Source organism: Alteromonas sp. KUL106, assembly GCF_009811415.1.
Lineage (GTDB): Bacteria > Pseudomonadota > Gammaproteobacteria > Enterobacterales > Alteromonadaceae > Alteromonas.
The window spans coordinates 14,657-33,568 of sequence record NZ_BLIG01000004.1 but is presented as its reverse complement, the minus strand read 5'-3'; the positions used below and the strand labels follow the sequence as shown (position 1 = coordinate 33,568).

Sequence of the window (18,912 nt, the reverse complement as noted above, 5' to 3'; positions counted from 1 at the left end):
GTAAAATGCCCGCCAATATTGAATATACAGTTTTTTTAAAGAGTGTGACGTACAAATGAACGATTGGCAAACAGCGCTAGCTGAGATTAAACGGGGGGTTGATGAAATACTCCCCGAAGAGGATTTAATTGAAAAACTAAAATCCGGCAAAACCCTCACCATCAAAGCGGGTTTTGATCCAACTGCGCCTGATCTGCATCTTGGTCACACCGTGTTGATCAACAAGCTGCGTACATTCCAGCAGCTAGGCCACAACGTTGTTTTTCTTATTGGTGATTTTACTGGCCTTATTGGCGATCCTACAGGTAAAAATGTAACACGCAAGCCTTTAAGCAAAGAACAGGTATTAGAGAACGCAAAAACGTATCAAGAACAAGTGTTCAAGATCCTTGATGAAGATAAAACAGAAATACGTTTTAACTCAGAATGGATGGACAAACTTGGTGCTGCTGGCATGATCAAACTTGCGGCAAGTCAGACTGTTGCGCGTATGTTAGAGCGGGATGACTTTAAAAAACGTTATAACAATGGCCAACCTATCGCTATTCATGAGTTCCTGTACCCGTTGGTGCAAGGTTGGGATTCGGTGGCTCTTGAATCTGACGTTGAATTGGGGGGAACCGATCAGCGCTTTAACTTACTTATGGGTCGTGAGCTTCAGAAAGAGCAAGGCCAAAAGCAACAATCTATCGTCATGGTGCCGCTGCTTGAAGGCTTAGACGGCGTTCAGAAGATGTCTAAGTCTTTGAATAACTACATTGGAATTACAGACGCACCAAACGACATGTTCGGTAAAGTAATGTCTATTTCTGATGATTTGATGTGGCGTTACTATGACTTGTTAAGCTTCCGTCCGATAGAAGAGATTGCAGAGCTTAAAACCCGCGTCGCTAACGGTGAAAACCCACGTGATATCAAAATCATGCTGGCGAAAGAAATTATTGCACGCTTCCATGACGATGCAGCGGCAGAAGGCGCGCATCAGGACTTTATTCAACGTTTCCAGAAAAATGCTATTCCTGACGACATGCCTGAGCTTGAAATTGCGTTGAGCGATGAGGGTATTGCCATTGGTAATTTGTTGAAAGAAGCTAACCTTGTAGGTTCGACTTCAGATGCTATGCGCATGATTAAGCAAGGCGCAGTTAAAATTAACGGCGATAAAGTGGAAGATACCCGTCTAGTGATTACCGAAAAAGGTGAAAACGTGTATCAGGTGGGTAAACGCAAGTTTGCGCGTATTACGCTAGCCTAATGTTTTTCTGATAGTTTTTGAAAGCCCGCTTAGTTAAGCGGGCTTTTTTTTGCCAGAAACATAAGTACTAGAGGAAAGTAGGGCGATTATTTTTTTAGAAGGCCCTAATTACTCATACGAAGTTGAGCTTCAAGCCAAATTAAACAGTGGGGATATTGGATTTTACGTTTATAAGTAATTGTCGCTAAAATTTTTTTTATTTTTCTTACTTTTTTTTGAAAAAGTTTGTCAGGTTTTTGTCATCGCTATCGTCTATAGGGGAAAAGTTAAACAATAAACCCGACTGTACGACGAGCAAATCACGCGTTTCAGTCTGGAACGAAACAACAGTGACACTCAATACTAACGTTTACGCAATGCAAAAGGATAATGTGATGACAACCGTAACTTCAACTCGCGCAATACATCAACAAGCAAACAAGAGCCTTCCGGCAAAAGAAGCGCTAACATGGCTGAAAGAGGGCTGGCAGCTCTTTGCAAAGGCACCTTTTAAATTATTAGGACTTTCATTTTTGACGTTACTCACTGCTGGCCTTATTCAGGCGTTGGCCGGCCCTGTTGGTTTAGGGATATCTAAATGGGTGAGCCCGCTTTTAGCGACCATCATGTGGTTGGCTATCGCTAATTTAGCAGTGAAAGGAAAGGTAAGCTTATGGGGAGGGAAGATGCGTTCATGGGCGAATATCGCACTGTGGAGTTTAACCGGGCCCGTTATAGCGTGGATTCAATTTCAAATTGGCGATATGTTAATGGGGGCGCAGTCGATGGCGGCGTTAGCTAGCGGTACTATAGTAGACGTGCCTGCGTGGAAAGTTGGACTTATGATGGGCTCAGCGTCACCAATAAACCTATTACTTCTATTTGTACCTATGCTAATTATTTTGCAGAATCGTTCTATCGTAGCGTCTTTTAAACACAGCATTGTTGCCGTAATAGACGCTTATAAGCCTATGTTAGTAATAGGTGTCATGATTTTCTTAAGTGTTGCACTTGCACCCTATACCTTTGCTTTGTCGGGATTAGTGCTTGGCCCTATTGTCTCATGCGCATGCTTCGTTGCTTATCAGAGATTGTTTCGATAACCAACAAAGAGCGTACCTAAACTGCTCGTTTAAAGCGTGGAATTAAAAAGAATAAAAATGGAAATGCAGTGAAAGACACCATTCAAATAGAAAAACTGCTTAGTGAATACGCGCCGCTTATGGCGCGTATTGCAGCTACGTTCGAAGCTAATAAGTCACTTCAAGACGAGCTTATACAAGAGATGTCATTAGCTGTGTGGCGCGCATTTGACGGCACATCAGAGAGTCGAGAACGTGGTTTTCGAGGTGAGGCGAGTGTGAAAACGTTCGTGGCAAAAGTTGCGCACAACAAGGCGGTGGATCACGTGATTAAAGAGCAGAGACGTCAAGAGTTTGCCCATGACGGAGAATTTGATAGCTCTCATACGATAAGCGCTAGCTCATCTCGGGAAGCGATATTACAAGAGAATGCGATGGATCTCATGACAGGTTTACGCCAGCTAGAAATAAAGTACAGACAAGTACTGGCTCTGATGTTAGAGGGGTTCAGTCAGCTAGAAATAGCCAACATGTTAGGTATAAATGAGAGCGCTGTCGCTAAACGTGCAAGTCGCGCTCGCCAGCAATTGACACAGATAATGGAGCAAAAGCCATGAGCGACAGTGAGTCAGCCATGAGCGGCAATAAATCAGCCATGAGCGACAATAAATCAGCCTTGAGCGACAACACATCTGACGTGAACGATAATAATTTCAATATGAATGAATTAGATAAGCAATTAGCCCAATGGCAGAGTGCATATAAAGATGCAACTCCCTCAGTGGATACAGATGTATTGATTAAAGATACCAAGAACGCGAGATTCAAATTAAAGCTAAAAGGCGCCGTCGATTTAGTACTTGGGCTCGCGGTTTCAGTATGGTGTTTAACGCTGGTGTTGTTTGAGCCACTCTCTACCTACCAATTTTTACTCTTCTTGGTGCTTACGCCCATCCCAGTTACGTTTGGGGTGTGGGGATACCTAGTAAGACAAAGGCAGTGGAAAGTCCAGACACTAGATGTGCAATCGATGCTTTCGTTTAAACAAAACCAGCTAAAGCAGCAATTACACTATTGGAAAATTAGCTTTTATGGATGTCTAGCCTTGTGGTGCGGGTTGCTGGCGCTAGCGGTTTTCAACGTATTGATGTACAACGCCTATATGCTGTGGTCGACACAGTTACTGGTAAACAGCGTGATTGTGTTTATCGTTTACCGTCGATACAAAAAACTAGCCGACGATTTGCCATTAGCGCTGACGAAAATAGACGATATGAAATAGCAGAACCTTTAGCTTGAGGTTTACAATTCCAGCATAGGTACGAAGCCCCCATAAATCAGACGCTTACCGTCGAACGGCATGGGGTTTTCGCTGTTATTCATCCTAGGATCTTCCATTACTTTTTGCCACGCCGTATCGCGTACTTCTTTTGAAGGCCAAAATGCAATGGAGAACACCACGGTTTCATTTTCTTTAGCTTTGACGGCGAGAGGAAAAGACGTGACTTCGCCATCGGGCACGTCGTCCCCCCAAGCTTCGAGTATTTTAGTCGCTCCATACTCTTTAAAAATGTCGCCGGCGAGTTTGGCGTGCTCAATGTACAACGCTTTATTTTCAGTGGGAACAGCTACAGCAAAGGCATCGATATATGACATGAGATGGCTCCGTCAAAGAGTAGAAGTATAAAGTAGCTTAAATTATAGTCAGCATGCAACAGCTTAATACCAATCCGCTTTGCCCTAATTGATAAACGGGGCTAACGCTCTGCGACTTTTGCCCACTGGTACAAGCCACGCAATGCGAGCCTTCTTGCTTTCGCAAACGGATACGTTTTCAGTGGCGAACGATAAAGTGGAAGAGAGAGGTCGACGTCACCATTCCCCATCATTTGCTGAGCGAGTCGATGTCCGGCAAACGCGGCGAAAGAAACGCCGGAGCCGCAATACCCCATAGCATAACCAGTCTGGCTGGCGTTGTTTCCAGTCATCATATTGTCGACGAAAATGCGCGGCATGCTGTCTAGCGATACACTTACCCAACCGCTCCAGAAATAATCCATAGCAATACCGCTAAGTGCTGGAAAACTTTTCACCATAGCGCGATATAATCGCTGTTTCTGTGAAGCATTATCAGAATCTTTACCTGTTACGGCGCCACGACCGCCAAATAATAATCGACCATCAGGTAATACTCGGTAGTAGTACTTCATCATTCGGGTATCCATAAAGCTCATCGGTGCCGTTAGGCCCGACGCTGTGCGCTGTTCGTTACTCAATGGTGCGGTGACAAAAATGCTCGACTGAACAGGGAATTGCTTATTATCTACACTTTTATGAAAGCGTTTAGGCGTATACGCATTAGTGGCAATGAGCATATGTTTGGCCGAAACTGATCCGCTTGGGGTCGTGACAACATAGCCTTTTTTGTGTTTTTCAATATCAACTGCAGGAGAGTCGTAGAATAGGGCTGCTCCACGTTCTTTGGCAATTCTTGCATATTCACTGACTAATTTTAATGGGTTCAAGCATGCACCTTTGAGCTCGACGCCACCGTAAGCCCCTTTGATACCGAAGCGCGTGGTGATATTTTTTTGACTAAGTGGGGTGCTTGGTACGTTGAACCGTGACGCTAGGTGTTTTGCACTGGCACATAGCATGTCGGCTTGCTTTGGGGTGTGAGCGAGTTTTAGATAGGGGCCTTCCACTAAGTCAACGTGCATAGCAAAATCTGTAATACGCTGCTTTAGCAGATTGACCGCCCCCTCGAATTCACCCTGCATTCCCTTAGCGATGGCATGACCCCACTTATCTTCTATTGCGCTTAAGGACAGGCGTCCGCTTCCAGAGAGAATAAAGCCGCCGTTGCGCCCAGCGCAGCCAAAACCCAGTGAATTTGCATCAAGCAGTGTGACGTGTTGACCAGCTTCAGCGAGCGTTATAGCAGCAGACAGCCCGGTATACCCCCCTCCAATAATGACATAATCCGAACTCATCTTTTTACTTAATGGCGGCAGCATCACAGGTTTATGCGTGGCTTGCCAATAGCTTTTTGCAGTAGGAAGAGAGGGGGAAACACCGTGAGAAATGAGAGGGTCGTATGCCATAAGTTATAAATATTATAAAGCCGTCATTAAGGCCTAAAATTCGAGAAGCATCTCAGCACCTTCACATTCGCAATATTCTGCGCAAACAGGGCAATCATAGCCTTCGTAAATAGACGCATAGCGCCACTTATTAGCGTGCTTTTTAATTAGTTGGCCCCCGTTTTTCGTGAAGTACTTAAATGCACTATTGCCAGGACTGGCCAGCCAGATGTGCGCTAACCCCGCATCAGCGCCTTGTAACTTTGCAGCGTCAATCGACTTACGCAGTAAATGACTTCCAATGCCTTGACCTTGCATAGCTGGGTCAACGGTGTTGCACTTGAAGTAGCATATATTCTCTGCTGTTGCTGGCCATAATGACGGGGTACACCATTCATCGGTTTGCCATTGTTTGTGAGCAAACGTCAGTCGAAAGCCAACCACGCTATTTTGATTAAGCGCTATCCAGCTTGCGTTGATATCGTCTACAAAGCTTTTTGTATAATAATCGGATAGCAGCGCGTTGGTGAGGTAATTGTCGCCATGCACCTTGTTCCCAAGTGCAATGACACCAGCAAAATGTTCGGGCGCGAGTGGTGCGTAGTTAATATCAAATCGCGCCATTACTGATTGGTGCGTGTCGCGAGACTTCATGATTTCTCTCTACTTGGCGTATGCTTTATTCCGTCCAAATGAACATCCAACGCCTCGACCGAGATGAGTATTTCTCTTACTGACATCCACAGTGAGTAAAGCAGTGAAACCAGGCTCGCCGCGAAGACCCAATTACCTACTTGCTGGTATGTGAGATAAATGGCGAGCATCGAAACAACACAAAGAAAGAAACTGCCTACGCCCGCTATTTGCATACGTTTTATAAGTTGAATACGCAAACGCAGGTTTTTAATTTGAGCTTGGGTATTGTCATCGCGCTCTTCTTTTGAAAAATTTCTAATTATCGTTGCGAGCGTTAAAAAGCGATTGGTATAGGCCAATAGCAACAATGAAATTGCTGGAAACAACATAGCTGGGGTAGCGATATCTATTTTCATAAGGGTTTATACAATCGATGAATACAGTGAGTGTATCACACGCTATTATTTAGACACAGCGCGTGGCGTAGTTGGTGGCAAGCGCTTTAGAGAGCATGAAGCAGTGATAAAAAAGTCATTGAATAACCTGGCTGACTCGGTACTCTAGGCCCGATGAATCTACATTCTATCGACTGTCATGCCTGCAGCACTCCAGCCTAACATATCACCTTCCAAGTGCATTACTTCAGAAAAATCGAGGTCTTCGAGCACTTTCATAGCAAGCTTTGCTCTTCGGCCTGAGCGGCAATAAATAATGATTGGCTTATTTTTGTGACCTTCTAACTCACTAAGATAGTCGTTAATATTCTCGTGAGGCATATTGACCGCGCCTGGAATATGGCCTTCTGCAAACTCTTGAGGAGAACGCACGTCAATAAGCAGCCAATCTTTATTGGCGACGCGTTCAATGAGATAAGGTGACGCCGCTACAGAGGCTTGTGAGGTCGCCTTTGCCGTGCACTGAAGCGACACAAAAAGTGCAATACTGACAATCACTAGAAAACCTGCAACCGCTATTCGCATGCTAGAGAAACTCTCACCTTCATTCCAATTTTAGACTTAAGTATAACGCTTATGCGTATTAGTTTATACCTTCGCACAGCGATTTTAGTTCATTAAGTAAACGCAGCGAAAAGCGACTCGTTACGTCAGGATTGACAACCAGCAAAGGCGCATCCAAGAAATGTCTATGCGTATCCCAAAAGACTTCAAGGTCTTGATGCGTATTTTTTGATGCGGCAACCAGTGCTTGAGGTTGTCGCATTAAGACATCTTTCAAAGATACTTGTGGATAGTCGACAGGACTATCGTGAAAAACCGTTTGCGCGCCGCATACATTTAGCAATTTATTTGGCCATGCGTTGGGGCCAATAGACATAAGCGGCGATGTCCACGAATAGTAGAATACTTGTGTAGGTTGGGCACTGGCGTATGTTGTTTTAAGGTCGTTGAGCTCTTCAATAAACCAACCCGTTAACGCGGTGGCGCGTTCACTTGTTCCAGTCAGTTTGCCAAGTTTGTTTAATTCTCGCGCGATATCTTCCACTTCTTCGACTTTACTTGTAAAAACGGCAATTCCCATAGAGGTAAGTTTTTGAATATCTTGCGGTTTGTTACCTCCATCCCAAGCAAGGACCAAATCTGGCTCAAGGGCAACAATTGCAGCGATATCGGCTCCCTGAAAATCAGCGACGCGACGTATCGTTTTAGCTTTCTCTGGAAAGTCACTGTAATCGCTTACGCCCACCAGGTTGTCACCGAGCCCTAAACTAAAGGCCCATTCAGTTAAATGAGGGGCTAAGCTAACAATTTTCAAAGAAGAGATAGATATTAGTTTTGTCTCATCACCCTTGGCAGTGATTGCTTTCTCGGCATGTAAGCCCGCACTGACCAGCGATGCTAACAACAACAGGGAAATAACGTAAAAACGCGATTTATTCCTAAACATTAATTTTTATCGTCCATTCATGGTCGGAAACTAAACAGGAGCTGCCATCAACAAGGCGAGCGATGCTAAGGATGCTATGGCTACCATTGCGTAAGAAATTGTAGATTTGGCTGCAATCATGTTTGAGTATTTTACATTATGTTCGCCCCCAACCCGGGGATAGCGATACTTTTTGTTCGCGTAGATAGCGGGCCCGCCAAGCTTTATGTCGAGCACGCCGCCCAATAGCGCGAGCAATAGTGATGTTTTATCCTTCAATGGAGAACGTTTTATGGCAGTAAAGCCCTTAATAGGGTGACTGATAAGAAGGGTTATCAATCCTCCAAGCAATGCAGGTGGAAAAGTCAGAATATAAACGAGCTTTCTCACAGGCCGTGCAAAATAAACCATACGTGGCGTGCGGTAATGCCATTGCCACGACGTAAGTAACAGTAAACGATAAATAAGCGCACCTATAGGGCCTGTAACCACGTAATAGAAAATAACCCCGCAATATAAATACAAAAACTTCAGCCACAGCGATTCTATAGCGGCTTTGGCAATGCCAATATCTGACAGTGAATCACATTGCCTTGCCGTCATTGTTTTCACCATCTCTCTTGCAAGGGACTTTTTATTTCTCCCCACACTTGCTAGCACTTTTTTGTATTGCTGACGCTGATAGCCAAAATCTAGCAGTGCAATAAGAATGAGGGCTTCAAAGAAAATAGGGTACTGCGCCATATAGACCAAAATGGCAATACAGATAACGAGCGGGGCAAGCAGGACCAGTGCGGCAAGTGAACCTGAAATGTAGTGCTGACTTGGCCCATAGTCACGAGACGGAACGACTTTACGCCCCATCTGTTGAACAAGGTAGCGCATGAGTGTGAGTGGATGAGTACTTTGGGGCCAGCGCCATAATACGTCGACAGCAATGGCCAACCAAAGTACCAATAGCGACTGATACTGCGGGTCGCTAAGTATCTTTGTCATCTTACTTTGCGAGGTCTTTGATCATCGCCATAACAAGCTGTGCTGAGTTCTTGGCCGCAGTGTCTAGATACTCTTTAAAGCTGACAGAGGACGTCTTCCCTGCAATATCAGATAGTGAGCGAATGACAAGAAATGGTGTGCTGAGCATGTGGCAGGTTTGGCCAATGGCGGCGCCTTCCATTTCAACCGCTTTCATATCTGGGAACTTTTCACGTAGTTCTGCGACAGCTTCATCGCTGCCAATAAATGCATCGCCAGTGCAAATAAGGCCGGTTGTTGATTGAAGTGACGTGATTGTCGCCGCCGCAGCGTGGGCCGCTTCAATTAGCGTGGTATCACAACGAAAATCTTCAGGCATACCCGCACACTGGCCTAGCTTATAACCAAAGTGAGTAAGGTCTGCATCATGATGGATGACATGGCTCGCAATAACCAAATCGCCAATATTGAGTGACTGATCAAAACCACCTGCTGATCCGGTATTGACTACTGCATCAGGTGCATACTGTTCAATAAGCACAGTGGTAGCAAGGGCGGCTGCAACTTTACCAATACCACATTTCACCAACACCACGTCCATACCGTTAAGTGTGCCTTCATAAAATGTAAGGTGATTCCACTGGGTTTCGTTTACATCGCAAAGTGACGCTTTGAGAAGCGCAACTTCTTCGTCCATTGCACCTAAAATACCAATTTTTTTCATAACTATACCGACGGTGTTGAGGGAATTTAACGGGCTAATTGTATAAGGAAATAATAAAAACTGATAGAAAAATGCCTCTGTTACCGCTATTTGAGAGTAAGAAAATAGCAGTGTAACAAAGGCAAGGGGAAGTAAAACGCGTAAGACTATGCGGCAGCTGGTCGGCTTGAACGAATCGGGCGAGTTGGACGCTTCGTCGGTTCAGGGTTGTGCGTTGGTAATTGGGCCATTTTCTGCTGTAGACGACGATATGGGATGAGCTTGCTTTCCAAACATTCGCGAATATCGTCAACGGTATAGCCTGATTTCACTTTAATTCTAGCGTGGGGAAGTCCCGCTGCGTCTAGCGCCCCTGTGACAAACCAATCCTTTTGGGTTTTATACCCTTCTTTACCCTGGCTGTGGACAAGATCGATAGCCATGACCGGGCTCATGTCGTGTTTATTTACTAGAACGAAATCGAGCTGACGGGCAGATGCTCTGCTCAAAGCTTGACTTGCCGTTTTTTTGTTGGCTGATTGGCGAATAGCAATTAGGTCGTTGAGACGCACGCGGCACACAATTCTAAATTCTTTTCCCACCGCCTGCTCAATCAGATTCAAGAAAGTATGCTCCACAGGTGTAAATAACTGTGGCTTCCGTCTAAAAGGAAAAGCGACGCCGCCATCTGACAATTTTATGGCACCTAGCGCAACGACAATAAGTAACATCATTAGAATAATCGCCAATTCCATCGTAACCCTCGCAAATATCAAAAATAAGAGTCCATGACTGTTGAGCTATCTTTAGCGGTTTAGTTTATGCAGATATGCAGAGAAAACTAGTTCGCTATTTCTAGCATCGCTGGTGTCAGAAAAATGACGCCAGGTGTTGTCACAGTGTTGTTATTAATGATTTTGCAAGCTAGATGCCAACATGAGTACGTTTTACGAGTAGGGGTTATTTATCGTTGGATGTGACCAAAATATCGACTTGAGAACCTGTCTTATCAGGGCTCACGATCACTCTGATGGCTTTGTCTTTAGAGGAAAGTAGCGTACGACCATTTATTGGAGAGTGGGCTTTTAACACGGGATGTGCTGTTTGATAAAGCTCGACCATAGCCTCAGGAGCAGCAGGTGAATGATACACCATGACCGCAGTCAAAGGTTCGTCAAATGCTTGGCATTGACGAGCATCGTGAGAAATTTTCACCTGCTGAAACTCTGAAGGACAAGATACGATGCTGGGTTTATCAGTGAGCTTGCCATTTGAAGCAGCCTCAACTGAAACGGTATCAGCATAAGATAAGCCACTTGTGCCTAATAATAGGGTCAGATACATGGCGCGTCTTTTGACGTATAAGTTCTTCATAAATAGGCTCGTGATCAATTCCGTTTTTTATTTGACTTACGAATACTAGAACCGTTGTCTTCGTACATCAACTAAACCTTGGTCTATTAACGTATGCCATCAACGTTTTTCGTATAAAGCCTGAGTTTTTACTACGTATATTCATTGTGGGTAAGGCGTGGTCAACAAGTGATACAAAATCTGTGTGCCGCTGTAAAAGTTGCCAATCCGCAGGTTTTCATTGGGTGCGTGCTGGTTATTATCAGCATTGACTAATGGAATGAGGATCACAGGTTTCTTTAAGCTTGTTACAAGGGGAGCCGTAGGCACTGTTCCGCCCATTAGCGGGATAAGTATCGCATTTTCACCCCTGGCCGATTCGAGTGCCTCTTTTGCCCATAGACCAACCGGTGCATCAAGCTGCGTTTGCAAGGCCGCGGTCCCTTTCGTTGTCTGGATTCGAATAAGTTTATCGTGTTTTAACCGTAATTCTGGTGAAGGCACTTCATCAACAATATGGTACCCCTTCGATTTTATGAAGTTTCTTAGAAGGTCAATCTGTCGAGACGAATGCGCCTCTTTTGTTGTTCGTATATCCAAAGAGGCGGTGGCTTCAGCAGGAATAATGGTTCTAACCGCTTTTGTACTTGCCGCGCTTAATCCATTAATGTTCAGAGAAGGGAGGCTAATAGCTTCATAGTAATTGTCACCAACTGATTCCGGTTTAGCAACGCCAAGGCGAGTGAGAAGTGCATCTTCGTCGAGGGGAATCGTGTGAAGTACTTGTGTCTCGGCTGCTGATAACGGTGCGTCACCATAGTACCGAGGTATGGTGACTTGGCCCTTATCATTCTTCATACTTGCTAAAAGAGATGAAAGCATAAAAGCAGGGTTTTGAATGAAGTTACCGAAGTGGCCGCTGTGACTGTCTGATATAGGCCCATAAACCGTCAGTTTGACAAGAGTAGCCCCACGATGTCCAAAAACTACGGTAGGAGCATTAGAAGGATGCATTGGCCCGTCTAACATTACTACTGCATCGGTAGAAAGAAGGTCTTTATTCTTTTCAATAACCTCAGCGAGTGAAGGAGAGCCTCCTTCTTCATTTGAATCTAAAAGCACCTTTACATTAATTGAAGGAGTAATTTGATTTACCGATAGTGTGTGAAGCGCTGAGAGCAGCATCATAATGGGCGCTTTATCATCAGACGCAGAGCGCGCGAATATGCGCCAATTGGGGTCATACTGATTTTTTAACAGCGACAGAGGCTTTTCCACCCACTTACCATCTTCTTCTACTTTGAGTACTGGCTGCCATGGGCTTTTCTGGTCCCAAAGTTCTGCATTAACCGGTTGGCCATCCATATGCGCATAAAAGAGAATAGTGGGTGCATCCTTACCCGCAAACGCGTATTCAGCATAGACCATAGGCATACCCTCATTATCGAGAAGCTGTGTTTTTATGCCATATTCACCGTATTTCTCAGCCGTCCACTCTGCGACCTTTTGAATATCTGAGGCTGACTGCGTGGCGACATTGGGTAACGTGAGATACGTTAAATAGTCATTGAAAACCACCGCTGCTGCCGTATCAGTAAGCGGTTTATTGTCGCTTGCTTTTGAAGAGTAAGAAAAAGAAAGTAAAACGAATCCGTAAATGAGTAGCGAACGCATGCTCATGATATTGCCTCTTCAGTCGATGTTTTTTGTTATCTTAAAGCGTATCTCTTTATGTTTAAAACAAAAAAGCTCGATAGTAGAACTACCGAGCTTTTCTTTAGTGGGCATTTTAGCGCGACTTAAACGCCAATATAATCCATGATGCCTTCGGCAGCTTTGCGGCCTTCGTCGATAGCGGTAACAACCAAGTCACTGCCGCGTACCATATCGCCACCGGCAAATACTTGAGGATGGGACGTTTGGAAGGCAAATTTACCCGCTGAAGGGGCGCGTACGCGTCCTTTTTCATCAAGCATAATGCCGAAGTCACCAAACCATGGTGCAGGGCTAGGCTGGAAGCCAAAAGCGATAATAACCGCGTCTGCTTCAAGTACGTGCTCTGAACCTTCCACTTCAACAGGGCGACGGCGTCCATTAGCATCCGGTGGCCCCATTTCGGTTTTAACCAGCTTAACGCCACAGGCTTTACCGTTTTCATCTACTGCGATGTCAAGCGGCTGAAGATTGAACTTAAATTCAACCCCTTCCTCTTTTGCGTTCACAACTTCGCGACGCGAGCCCGGCATGCTTTCTTCGTCACGACGATATGCACAGGTTACTTGTGCTGCGCCTTGACGAATAGATGTCCGTACGCAGTCCATTGTCGTATCACCACCACCGAGCACAACAACCCGTTTGCCTTTCATATCAATGAAATCAGCAGGGTCTTTTTCAAGGCCCATTACGCGGTTCGTGTTAGCGATGAGGAACGGCAGCGCCTCGTAAACACCATCAACATGTTCGTTGTCAAAACCGCCTTGCATCGACTTGTACGTACCCATTCCTAGGAAAACAGCATCATACTTATCAAGCAAGTCTTGGAACTGGATGTCTTTACCGATTTCAGTGTTAAGTACAAATTCAACCCCCATTTCAGTAAAGATCTGGCGGCGCAGTTTGATCACGTCTTTCTCTAGTTTGAAAGAAGGGATACCAAACGTGAGTAGGCCACCAATTTCTTCGTACTTGTCGTAAACAACAGGTTTAACACCGTTACGTACTAGAATGTCTGCACATGCTAGTCCAGCAGGGCCTGCGCCTACAATCGCCACTTTTTTGTCGGTCCATACTACGTCAGACATATCTGGGCGCCAGCCCATTTTGAATGCCGTATCAGTAATGTACTTTTCAATACTACCGATGGTGACCGCGCCAAAGTCGTCATTTAATGTACATGCACCTTCACACAGTCTGTCCTGAGGACAAACGCGACCACACACTTCTGGTAAGCTATTGGTTTTATGTGAAAGTTCTGCGGCTTCTAAAATTCGACCTTCATTCGCCAAGCTCAACCATTGAGGAATGTAGTTGTGCACAGGGCACTTCCATTCGCAATAGGGGTTACCGCAGTCCAAGCAGCGGTCTGCTTGGCCTTCGGTTTGAGATTGGGTTAGCGGTTGATAGATTTCCGCAAATTCGTGTTTACGCACAACGATCGGCTTCTTCGGCGGATCGATACGTTCAACATCGACAAATTGATATACGTTCTTTGCCATAAACTAAATCCTCCTACTGAGCCTGAATGCGTAATTCAGCACTTGAACGACTGATGTGACCAAGCAAGTTTTTCACATCACTGGTTTTTGGCTTAATAAGCTTGAAGCGCTTCAACGTTGCGGCGAAATCAGTCAGTAGCGACAACGAATGCTCACTGCCTGTCTCTTCATAATGTTGATTAATTAAGCCACGTAAGTGTTCAGCAAGAATGGCTTTGTCTTCAATAGACATTACGTCGACTAGTTCAGCATTAACGCGGTTATCCAAGTCGTCGCCATCATCCATAAGATAAGCAAAACCACCTGTCATACCGGCACCAAAGTTAACGCCAACCGGTCCAAGTACGGCCACGATACCACCTGTCATGTATTCACAGCCGTTATCGCCAATGCCTTCAACCACTGCAATAGCGCCGGAGTTACGTACACCAAAGCGCTCACCCGCACGACCAGCAGCAAACAGTTTGCCGCCTGTTGCGCCGTACAGACACGTATTACCCATAATGGCGCTGTCGTGTGCGTCGAACGAGATATTTCGAGGTGGGTAAATAACAAGTTTACCGCCTGTCATACCTTTACCAACGTAATCGTTAGCATCACCCTCAAGGTGCATGTGCAGACCACCAGCGTTCCAAACGCCGAAGCTCTGACCCGCTGTACCGGTTAGCTCGACTTTAATTGGTGTATCTTCAAAGTCATGGTTACCGTGATGCTTGGCAATTTCACCGGAAAGCAACGCGCCCACAGAACGGTCAGTGTTGCGGATAGGGTATTTAAGCGTAATCGATTTGCCGTCAACAACCGCCTGTTGCCCATCTTTAAGCATCTGCGCGTTCAACTCGCCTTTATCAACAGGCGCGTTTGTGGTCTGCGAACAGAACAGGCGCGTGTGTTCACCCGCTTTAGGCTGCGCTAGCAACGGAGACAAATCTAAACGGTTTTGCTTAGCGGTTATGCCGTCTAAAACTTTAAGTAGCTCTGTACGACCAACCAAGTCGTCGAACTTTGCTACACCCATAGATGCCATAATTTCACGCACTTCCTGAGCAATGAACTTGAAGTAGTTCATTACCATGTCAGGCAATCCGATAAAGTGGTCGTCACGCAGTTTTTGATCCTGCGTTGCAACACCGGTCGCACAGTTGTTTAAGTGACAAATACGTAAGTATTTGCAGCCTAAGGCAACCATCGGGCCTGTACCGAAACCAAAGCTTTCCGCACCTAAAATACCGGCTTTAACCACATCGAGTCCGGTTTTCAGACCACCGTCGGTTTGAACGCGTACTTTATGACGCAAGCCGTTCTCAATAAGCGCTTGTTGCGTTTCAGACAAACCAAGCTCGAACGGACTACCTGCATACTTAACGGATGTTAATGGGCTTGCACCTGTACCGCCGTCATAACCTGAAACGGTGATAAGGTCGGCATAGGCTTTTGCTACACCTGTGGCAATAGTGCCAACACCCGGTTCAGATACCAGTTTTACTGATATAAGCGCCGTTGGATTCACCTGTTTCAAATCGAAAATTAGCTGTGCTAAATCTTCAATCGAATAAATGTCGTGGTGCGGAGGTGGTGAAATAAGGGTTACACCCGGCACAGAAAAACGAAGCTGTGCGATGTATTTATTTACTTTGTCACCAGGAAGCTGACCGCCTTCACCTGGTTTTGCGCCTTGCGCCACTTTAATTTGAATAACGTTAGCGTTAACCAAATAGTGAGGCGTAACACCAAAGCGTCCTGATGCAACCTGCTTAATTTTTGAGTTCTTCTCTGTACCGAAGCGTGAAGGGTGTTCGCCACCTTCGCCAGAGTTTGACTGACCGCCTAGGCGGTTCATTGCAATCGCCAGCGCTTCGTGCGCTTCTGGGCTCAGTGCACCAATTGACATCGCAGCAGTATCAAAGCGCGGGAATAAGCTCTCTGGCGCTTCTACTTCGCTAATATCAATAGGATCGCAATTAGGATTAATGGCTAGCAAATCGCGAATGTGCGCAGGCGCACGCTCATTAACTAGCTTTGCGTAGTGCTGGTAATCTTCGTACTTACCTGACACTACTGCTTTTTGTAGCGTGCTTACAACATCTGGGTTGTATGCGTGGTATTCGCCACCGTGCACATACTTAAGCAAGCCGCCGTGATCAACAGACTTGCGCTTAAGCCATGCAATGCGGTTAAGGTTTATCAGATCTTGATGGAAATCATCGAAGCCCGCGCCTTGAATACGCGAAGTTACACCTTTAAAGCACAACTTCATGACTTCATTGTTGATGCCCACGGCCTCAAATAGCTTAGAACTGCGATAACTGGCAACAGTACTGATACCCATTTTCGACATGATCTTATACAAGCCTTTATTGATACCTTTACGGTAGTTCAATGTGGCCTGCATAGGAGATATGTCTAGCTCGCCTTTTTCGCAAAGCTGCTCGATAGTTTCGTACGCAAGGAATGGATATACCGCGGTAGCGCCTAAACCAATTAACACTGCGAAGTGATGAGGGTCACGGGCGCTGGCTGTTTCAACAACAACGTTAGCGTCGCATCGCAATGATTTTTCAACTAGGCGGCGCTGAACCGCGCCAACGGCCATCGCAGCAGGGATCACTAAACGGCTTTGCTTAATGTTTCTGTCAGACAGAATAACAAACGCAGCACGTTTATTTTTAACCAGCATTTCAACTTCATTACATACACGCTCAATGGCTTTTTTCAGGCCTTCTTGCGGCGCATATTGAAGCTCTACAACTTCTGAATAGTAATTGTCTGGGTTAAATTCACGCAGCTGTTTGAGATCGGTATACATCAATATTGGCGAGTCGAACAATACGCGGTCAGCATAACCCGAGGTTTCGCTGAATACGTTTTGCTCACGGCCAATACAGGTTGCCAACGACATAACGTGGTTTTCACGTAATGGGTCGATAGGCGGGTTAGTAACCTGAGCAAACTGCTGACGGAAGTAATCGTAAACAGTACGCTGACGTGATGACATAACCGCCATTGGCGTATCATCACCCATAGAACCAACGGCTTCTTGACCGTCTTTTGCGAGTACTTTTACAACCTGTTGAATCTCTTCATAGCTGTATGCGTGCAGCTTGTGATACACCGCCATGGCGTCGTCATCAAACACGCGCTTACCAATTAATGAGGCATCAAGCTGTTCAATGGGAGTAAGTCGACGAATGTGTTTATCTAACCACTCTTTGTAAGGATGGCGAGTTTTAAGGTCGTCATCAATTTCCGTAGAGCGCCAAATCTTGCCCGTATAGGTATCTACAGCAAGCATTTCACCCGGGCCTACGCGGCCTTTTTCAACAACGTCGGCTTGCTCGTAATCCCAAATACCCACTTCAGAAGCAAGGGTAATAAAACCATTCTTAGTAATAACGTAACGAGCAGGACGTAAACCATTTCTATCTAGGTTACAGGCCACGTGGCGACCGTTGGTTAAAACGATACCGGCTGGGCCGTCCCAAGGTTCCATGTGCATTGAGTTAAACTCGTAGAATGCACGAAGGTCGTCGTCCATAGTTTTGTTGTTTTGATACGCTGGCGGAACAAGCAAACGCATGGCGCGGAATAAATCCATACCACCTGCTAAGAAGAGCTCTAGCATGTTATCCAGTGACGATGAATCTGAACCTTCGGTGTTAACAAAAGGCGCAGCGTCTTTCAAGTCAGGAATAAGCGGCGTTGAAAATTTAGCAGCACGTGCCATCGCCCAGTCGCGGTTACCTTTAATGGTATTTATTTCGCCATTGTGCGCAAGGAAACGGAAGGGTTGGGCAAGCGGCCAGCGCGGCAACGTATTTGTTGAGAAACGTTGGTGGAAAACGCAAATTGCGCTTTGCATACGCTCATCGGCAAGATCGTGATAAAAAGCAGGTAAGTCTTTCGGCATTACCAAGCCTTTATATATAGTCACAAGGCCTGACAAACATGCCACGTAAAAATCTGGATCTTTCTCAAGGCGCTTTTCAGCGCGACGACGGATCATGTACAAGCGACGTTCTAGGTCGCGTTTTCTCCAGCCCGCAGGCGCATTCACAAACACTTGTTCAATTTGTGGAACGCCCGTAAGCGCGAGTTCACCCAGCACTGAGCGGTCGACAGGCACTTCGCGCCAACCCACTACTGAGAGTGTCTCTTTTTCAAGTTCTTCATTAAGTACTTCGCGCGCGGCCTGCGCAAGCACTGGGTCCTGACTCAAGAAAATCATGCCCACGCCGTATTTTTTGCTGAGTTTCCAGCCATTTTCTTCGGCGATTGCATGGAAGAACGCATCCGGTTTCTGTAGTAATAAACCACAGCCGTCACCGGTTTTCCCGTCGGCGGCAATACCGCCACGATGCTGCATACGGTCAAGACCGTGAATAGCAGTTGTTACCAATTCGTGACTGGCTTCCCCATGAGTGTGAGCGATTAAGCCAAACCCACAGTTGTCCCGGGAATCATTGGGATTATATAAACTCATCTCTTAACTCCTTCAACCTTTTGACTGGGCAAGGTATGCGTTGCGTGTAGATGCGCCTAGGATTGCGTATCACAACATTATTAGACGTCTTTTGAACCTGCTAGCATTATTGCTGACAGTATGCGCCTTTCTAGTCGTTATTTATTATTAGAGGATTACCAGTCGTTTCCGCATTTTTATGCATTATTGCGTAGCGGGCCGTACAAAATACCCACATTGAAAACTAAAATCAAACGCTAAAATTGCTCGGCCCGTTAGCTTTTAGTA

Annotated in this window: 17 protein-coding genes; 4 read left to right on the top strand and 13 right to left on the bottom strand. The window is 45.7% G+C overall.

Features of this window, described 5'->3' with window-relative positions:
• Window positions 1–55: 55 nt before the first annotated feature.
• The 4 genes from tyrS (at window position 56) to GVO63_RS02125 (ending at window position 3,598) form a co-directional block, all read left to right on the top strand.
• A complete protein-coding gene (tyrS, locus tag GVO63_RS02140; protein ID WP_159577959.1) occupies window positions 56–1,255 on the top strand; it encodes a tyrosine--tRNA ligase in 1,200 nt (399 codons plus the stop codon).
• A gap of 374 nt (window positions 1,256–1,629) precedes the next feature.
• Window positions 1,630–2,337, top strand: coding sequence for a hypothetical protein (locus tag GVO63_RS02135; protein ID WP_159577958.1), 708 nt, complete (start codon window positions 1,630–1,632; stop codon window positions 2,335–2,337).
• 68 nt (window positions 2,338–2,405) lie between these two features.
• On the top strand, window positions 2,406–2,933 hold the full coding sequence (locus GVO63_RS02130) for an RNA polymerase sigma factor (RefSeq protein WP_159494151.1): 528 nt from the start codon (window positions 2,406–2,408) through the stop codon (window positions 2,931–2,933).
• The gene (locus GVO63_RS02125) at window positions 2,930–3,598 is read left to right on the top strand and encodes a hypothetical protein (RefSeq protein ID WP_236552034.1); all 669 of its coding nucleotides are present in this window, start codon (window positions 2,930–2,932) and stop codon (window positions 3,596–3,598) included. The genes GVO63_RS02130 and GVO63_RS02125 overlap by 4 nt, the downstream gene beginning before the upstream one ends.
• Before the next feature lie 20 nt (window positions 3,599–3,618).
• Here GVO63_RS02125 and GVO63_RS02120 read toward each other — a convergent pair whose 3' ends face one another.
• From GVO63_RS02120 to gltB, 13 genes are all read right to left on the bottom strand, one after another.
• A complete protein-coding gene (locus GVO63_RS02120; protein WP_159494152.1) occupies window positions 3,619–3,972 on the bottom strand; it encodes a DUF1428 domain-containing protein in 354 nt (117 codons plus the stop codon).
• 101 nt (window positions 3,973–4,073) lie between these two features.
• On the bottom strand, window positions 4,074–5,420 hold the full coding sequence (locus tag GVO63_RS02115) for an FAD-dependent oxidoreductase (protein WP_159577957.1): 1,347 nt from the start codon (window positions 5,418–5,420) through the stop codon (window positions 4,074–4,076).
• A 33-nt stretch (window positions 5,421–5,453) separates the two neighbouring features.
• A complete protein-coding gene (locus GVO63_RS02110) occupies window positions 5,454–6,053 on the bottom strand; it encodes a GNAT family N-acetyltransferase (RefSeq protein WP_159494157.1) in 600 nt (199 codons plus the stop codon).
• Window positions 6,050–6,451, bottom strand: coding sequence for a DUF2721 domain-containing protein (locus GVO63_RS02105; protein WP_159494158.1), 402 nt, complete (start codon window positions 6,449–6,451; stop codon window positions 6,050–6,052). The genes GVO63_RS02110 and GVO63_RS02105 overlap by 4 nt, the downstream gene beginning before the upstream one ends.
• Before the next feature lie 159 nt (window positions 6,452–6,610).
• Window positions 6,611–7,015 (bottom strand): rhodanese-like domain-containing protein, encoded by a 405-nt coding sequence (locus tag GVO63_RS02100; RefSeq protein WP_159494159.1) that lies wholly within the window; start codon window positions 7,013–7,015, stop codon window positions 6,611–6,613.
• Window positions 7,016–7,073: 58 nt separating this feature from the next.
• A complete protein-coding gene (locus GVO63_RS02095) occupies window positions 7,074–7,940 on the bottom strand; it encodes a cobalamin-binding protein (protein WP_159577956.1) in 867 nt (288 codons plus the stop codon).
• A 30-nt stretch (window positions 7,941–7,970) separates the two neighbouring features.
• Window positions 7,971–8,915 carry a cobalamin biosynthesis protein gene (locus tag GVO63_RS02090; RefSeq protein WP_159577955.1) on the bottom strand — a complete coding sequence of 315 codons (945 nt, stop codon included), beginning with the start codon at window positions 8,913–8,915 and terminating at the stop codon, window positions 7,971–7,973.
• A gap of 1 nt (window position 8,916) precedes the next feature.
• Entirely contained in the window at window positions 8,917–9,618 is a 702-nt protein-coding gene (locus GVO63_RS02085; RefSeq protein WP_159577954.1) for a 5'-methylthioadenosine/adenosylhomocysteine nucleosidase, read from the bottom strand.
• Window positions 9,619–9,764: 146 nt separating this feature from the next.
• Complete coding sequence (locus GVO63_RS02080) at window positions 9,765–10,352, bottom strand: DUF2726 domain-containing protein (RefSeq protein ID WP_159494163.1); 588 nt, start codon at window positions 10,350–10,352, stop codon at window positions 9,765–9,767.
• Window positions 10,353–10,557: 205 nt separating this feature from the next.
• Window positions 10,558–10,971: a hypothetical protein gene (locus GVO63_RS02075; RefSeq protein ID WP_159577953.1), complete on the bottom strand. Its 414-nt coding sequence runs from the start codon at window positions 10,969–10,971 to the stop codon at window positions 10,558–10,560.
• Window positions 10,972–11,112: 141 nt separating this feature from the next.
• Window positions 11,113–12,630: a M20/M25/M40 family metallo-hydrolase gene (locus tag GVO63_RS02070; RefSeq protein WP_159577952.1), complete on the bottom strand. Its 1,518-nt coding sequence runs from the start codon at window positions 12,628–12,630 to the stop codon at window positions 11,113–11,115.
• Between the two features lie 119 nt (window positions 12,631–12,749).
• Entirely contained in the window at window positions 12,750–14,165 is a 1,416-nt protein-coding gene (locus GVO63_RS02065; protein ID WP_159577951.1) for an FAD-dependent oxidoreductase, read from the bottom strand.
• A gap of 13 nt (window positions 14,166–14,178) precedes the next feature.
• Window positions 14,179–18,645 carry a glutamate synthase large subunit gene (gene gltB / locus GVO63_RS02060; RefSeq protein ID WP_159577950.1) on the bottom strand — a complete coding sequence of 1,489 codons (4,467 nt, stop codon included), beginning with the start codon at window positions 18,643–18,645 and terminating at the stop codon, window positions 14,179–14,181.
• Window positions 18,646–18,912: the final 267 nt, after the last annotated feature.

What these genes read in the sequence shown, in the direction of transcription:
- tyrS (WP_159577959.1), top strand. Translation starts at nt 56, where the DNA reads ATGAACGATTGGCAAACAGCGCTAGCTGAGATTAAACGGGGGGTTGAT.
- GVO63_RS02135 (WP_159577958.1), top strand. Translation starts at nt 1,630, where the DNA reads ATGACAACCGTAACTTCAACTCGCGCAATACATCAACAAGCAAACAAG.
- GVO63_RS02125 (WP_236552034.1), top strand. Translation starts at nt 2,930, where the DNA reads ATGAGCGACAGTGAGTCAGCCATGAGCGGCAATAAATCAGCCATGAGC.
- GVO63_RS02120 (WP_159494152.1), bottom strand. Translation starts at nt 3,972, where the DNA reads ATGTCATATATCGATGCCTTTGCTGTAGCTGTTCCCACTGAAAATAAA.
- GVO63_RS02115 (WP_159577957.1), bottom strand. Translation starts at nt 5,420, where the DNA reads ATGGCATACGACCCTCTCATTTCTCACGGTGTTTCCCCCTCTCTTCCT.
- GVO63_RS02110 (WP_159494157.1), bottom strand. Translation starts at nt 6,053, where the DNA reads ATGAAGTCTCGCGACACGCACCAATCAGTAATGGCGCGATTTGATATT.
- GVO63_RS02105 (WP_159494158.1), bottom strand. Translation starts at nt 6,451, where the DNA reads ATGAAAATAGATATCGCTACCCCAGCTATGTTGTTTCCAGCAATTTCA.
- GVO63_RS02100 (WP_159494159.1), bottom strand. Translation starts at nt 7,015, where the DNA reads ATGCGAATAGCGGTTGCAGGTTTTCTAGTGATTGTCAGTATTGCACTT.
- GVO63_RS02095 (WP_159577956.1), bottom strand. Translation starts at nt 7,940, where the DNA reads ATGTTTAGGAATAAATCGCGTTTTTACGTTATTTCCCTGTTGTTGTTA.
- GVO63_RS02090 (WP_159577955.1), bottom strand. Translation starts at nt 8,915, where the DNA reads ATGACAAAGATACTTAGCGACCCGCAGTATCAGTCGCTATTGGTACTT.
- GVO63_RS02085 (WP_159577954.1), bottom strand. Translation starts at nt 9,618, where the DNA reads ATGAAAAAAATTGGTATTTTAGGTGCAATGGACGAAGAAGTTGCGCTT.
- GVO63_RS02080 (WP_159494163.1), bottom strand. Translation starts at nt 10,352, where the DNA reads ATGGAATTGGCGATTATTCTAATGATGTTACTTATTGTCGTTGCGCTA.
- GVO63_RS02075 (WP_159577953.1), bottom strand. Translation starts at nt 10,971, where the DNA reads ATGAAGAACTTATACGTCAAAAGACGCGCCATGTATCTGACCCTATTA.
- GVO63_RS02070 (WP_159577952.1), bottom strand. Translation starts at nt 12,630, where the DNA reads ATGAGCATGCGTTCGCTACTCATTTACGGATTCGTTTTACTTTCTTTT.
- GVO63_RS02065 (WP_159577951.1), bottom strand. Translation starts at nt 14,165, where the DNA reads ATGGCAAAGAACGTATATCAATTTGTCGATGTTGAACGTATCGATCCG.
- gltB (WP_159577950.1), bottom strand. Translation starts at nt 18,645, where the DNA reads ATGAGTTTATATAATCCCAATGATTCCCGGGACAACTGTGGGTTTGGC.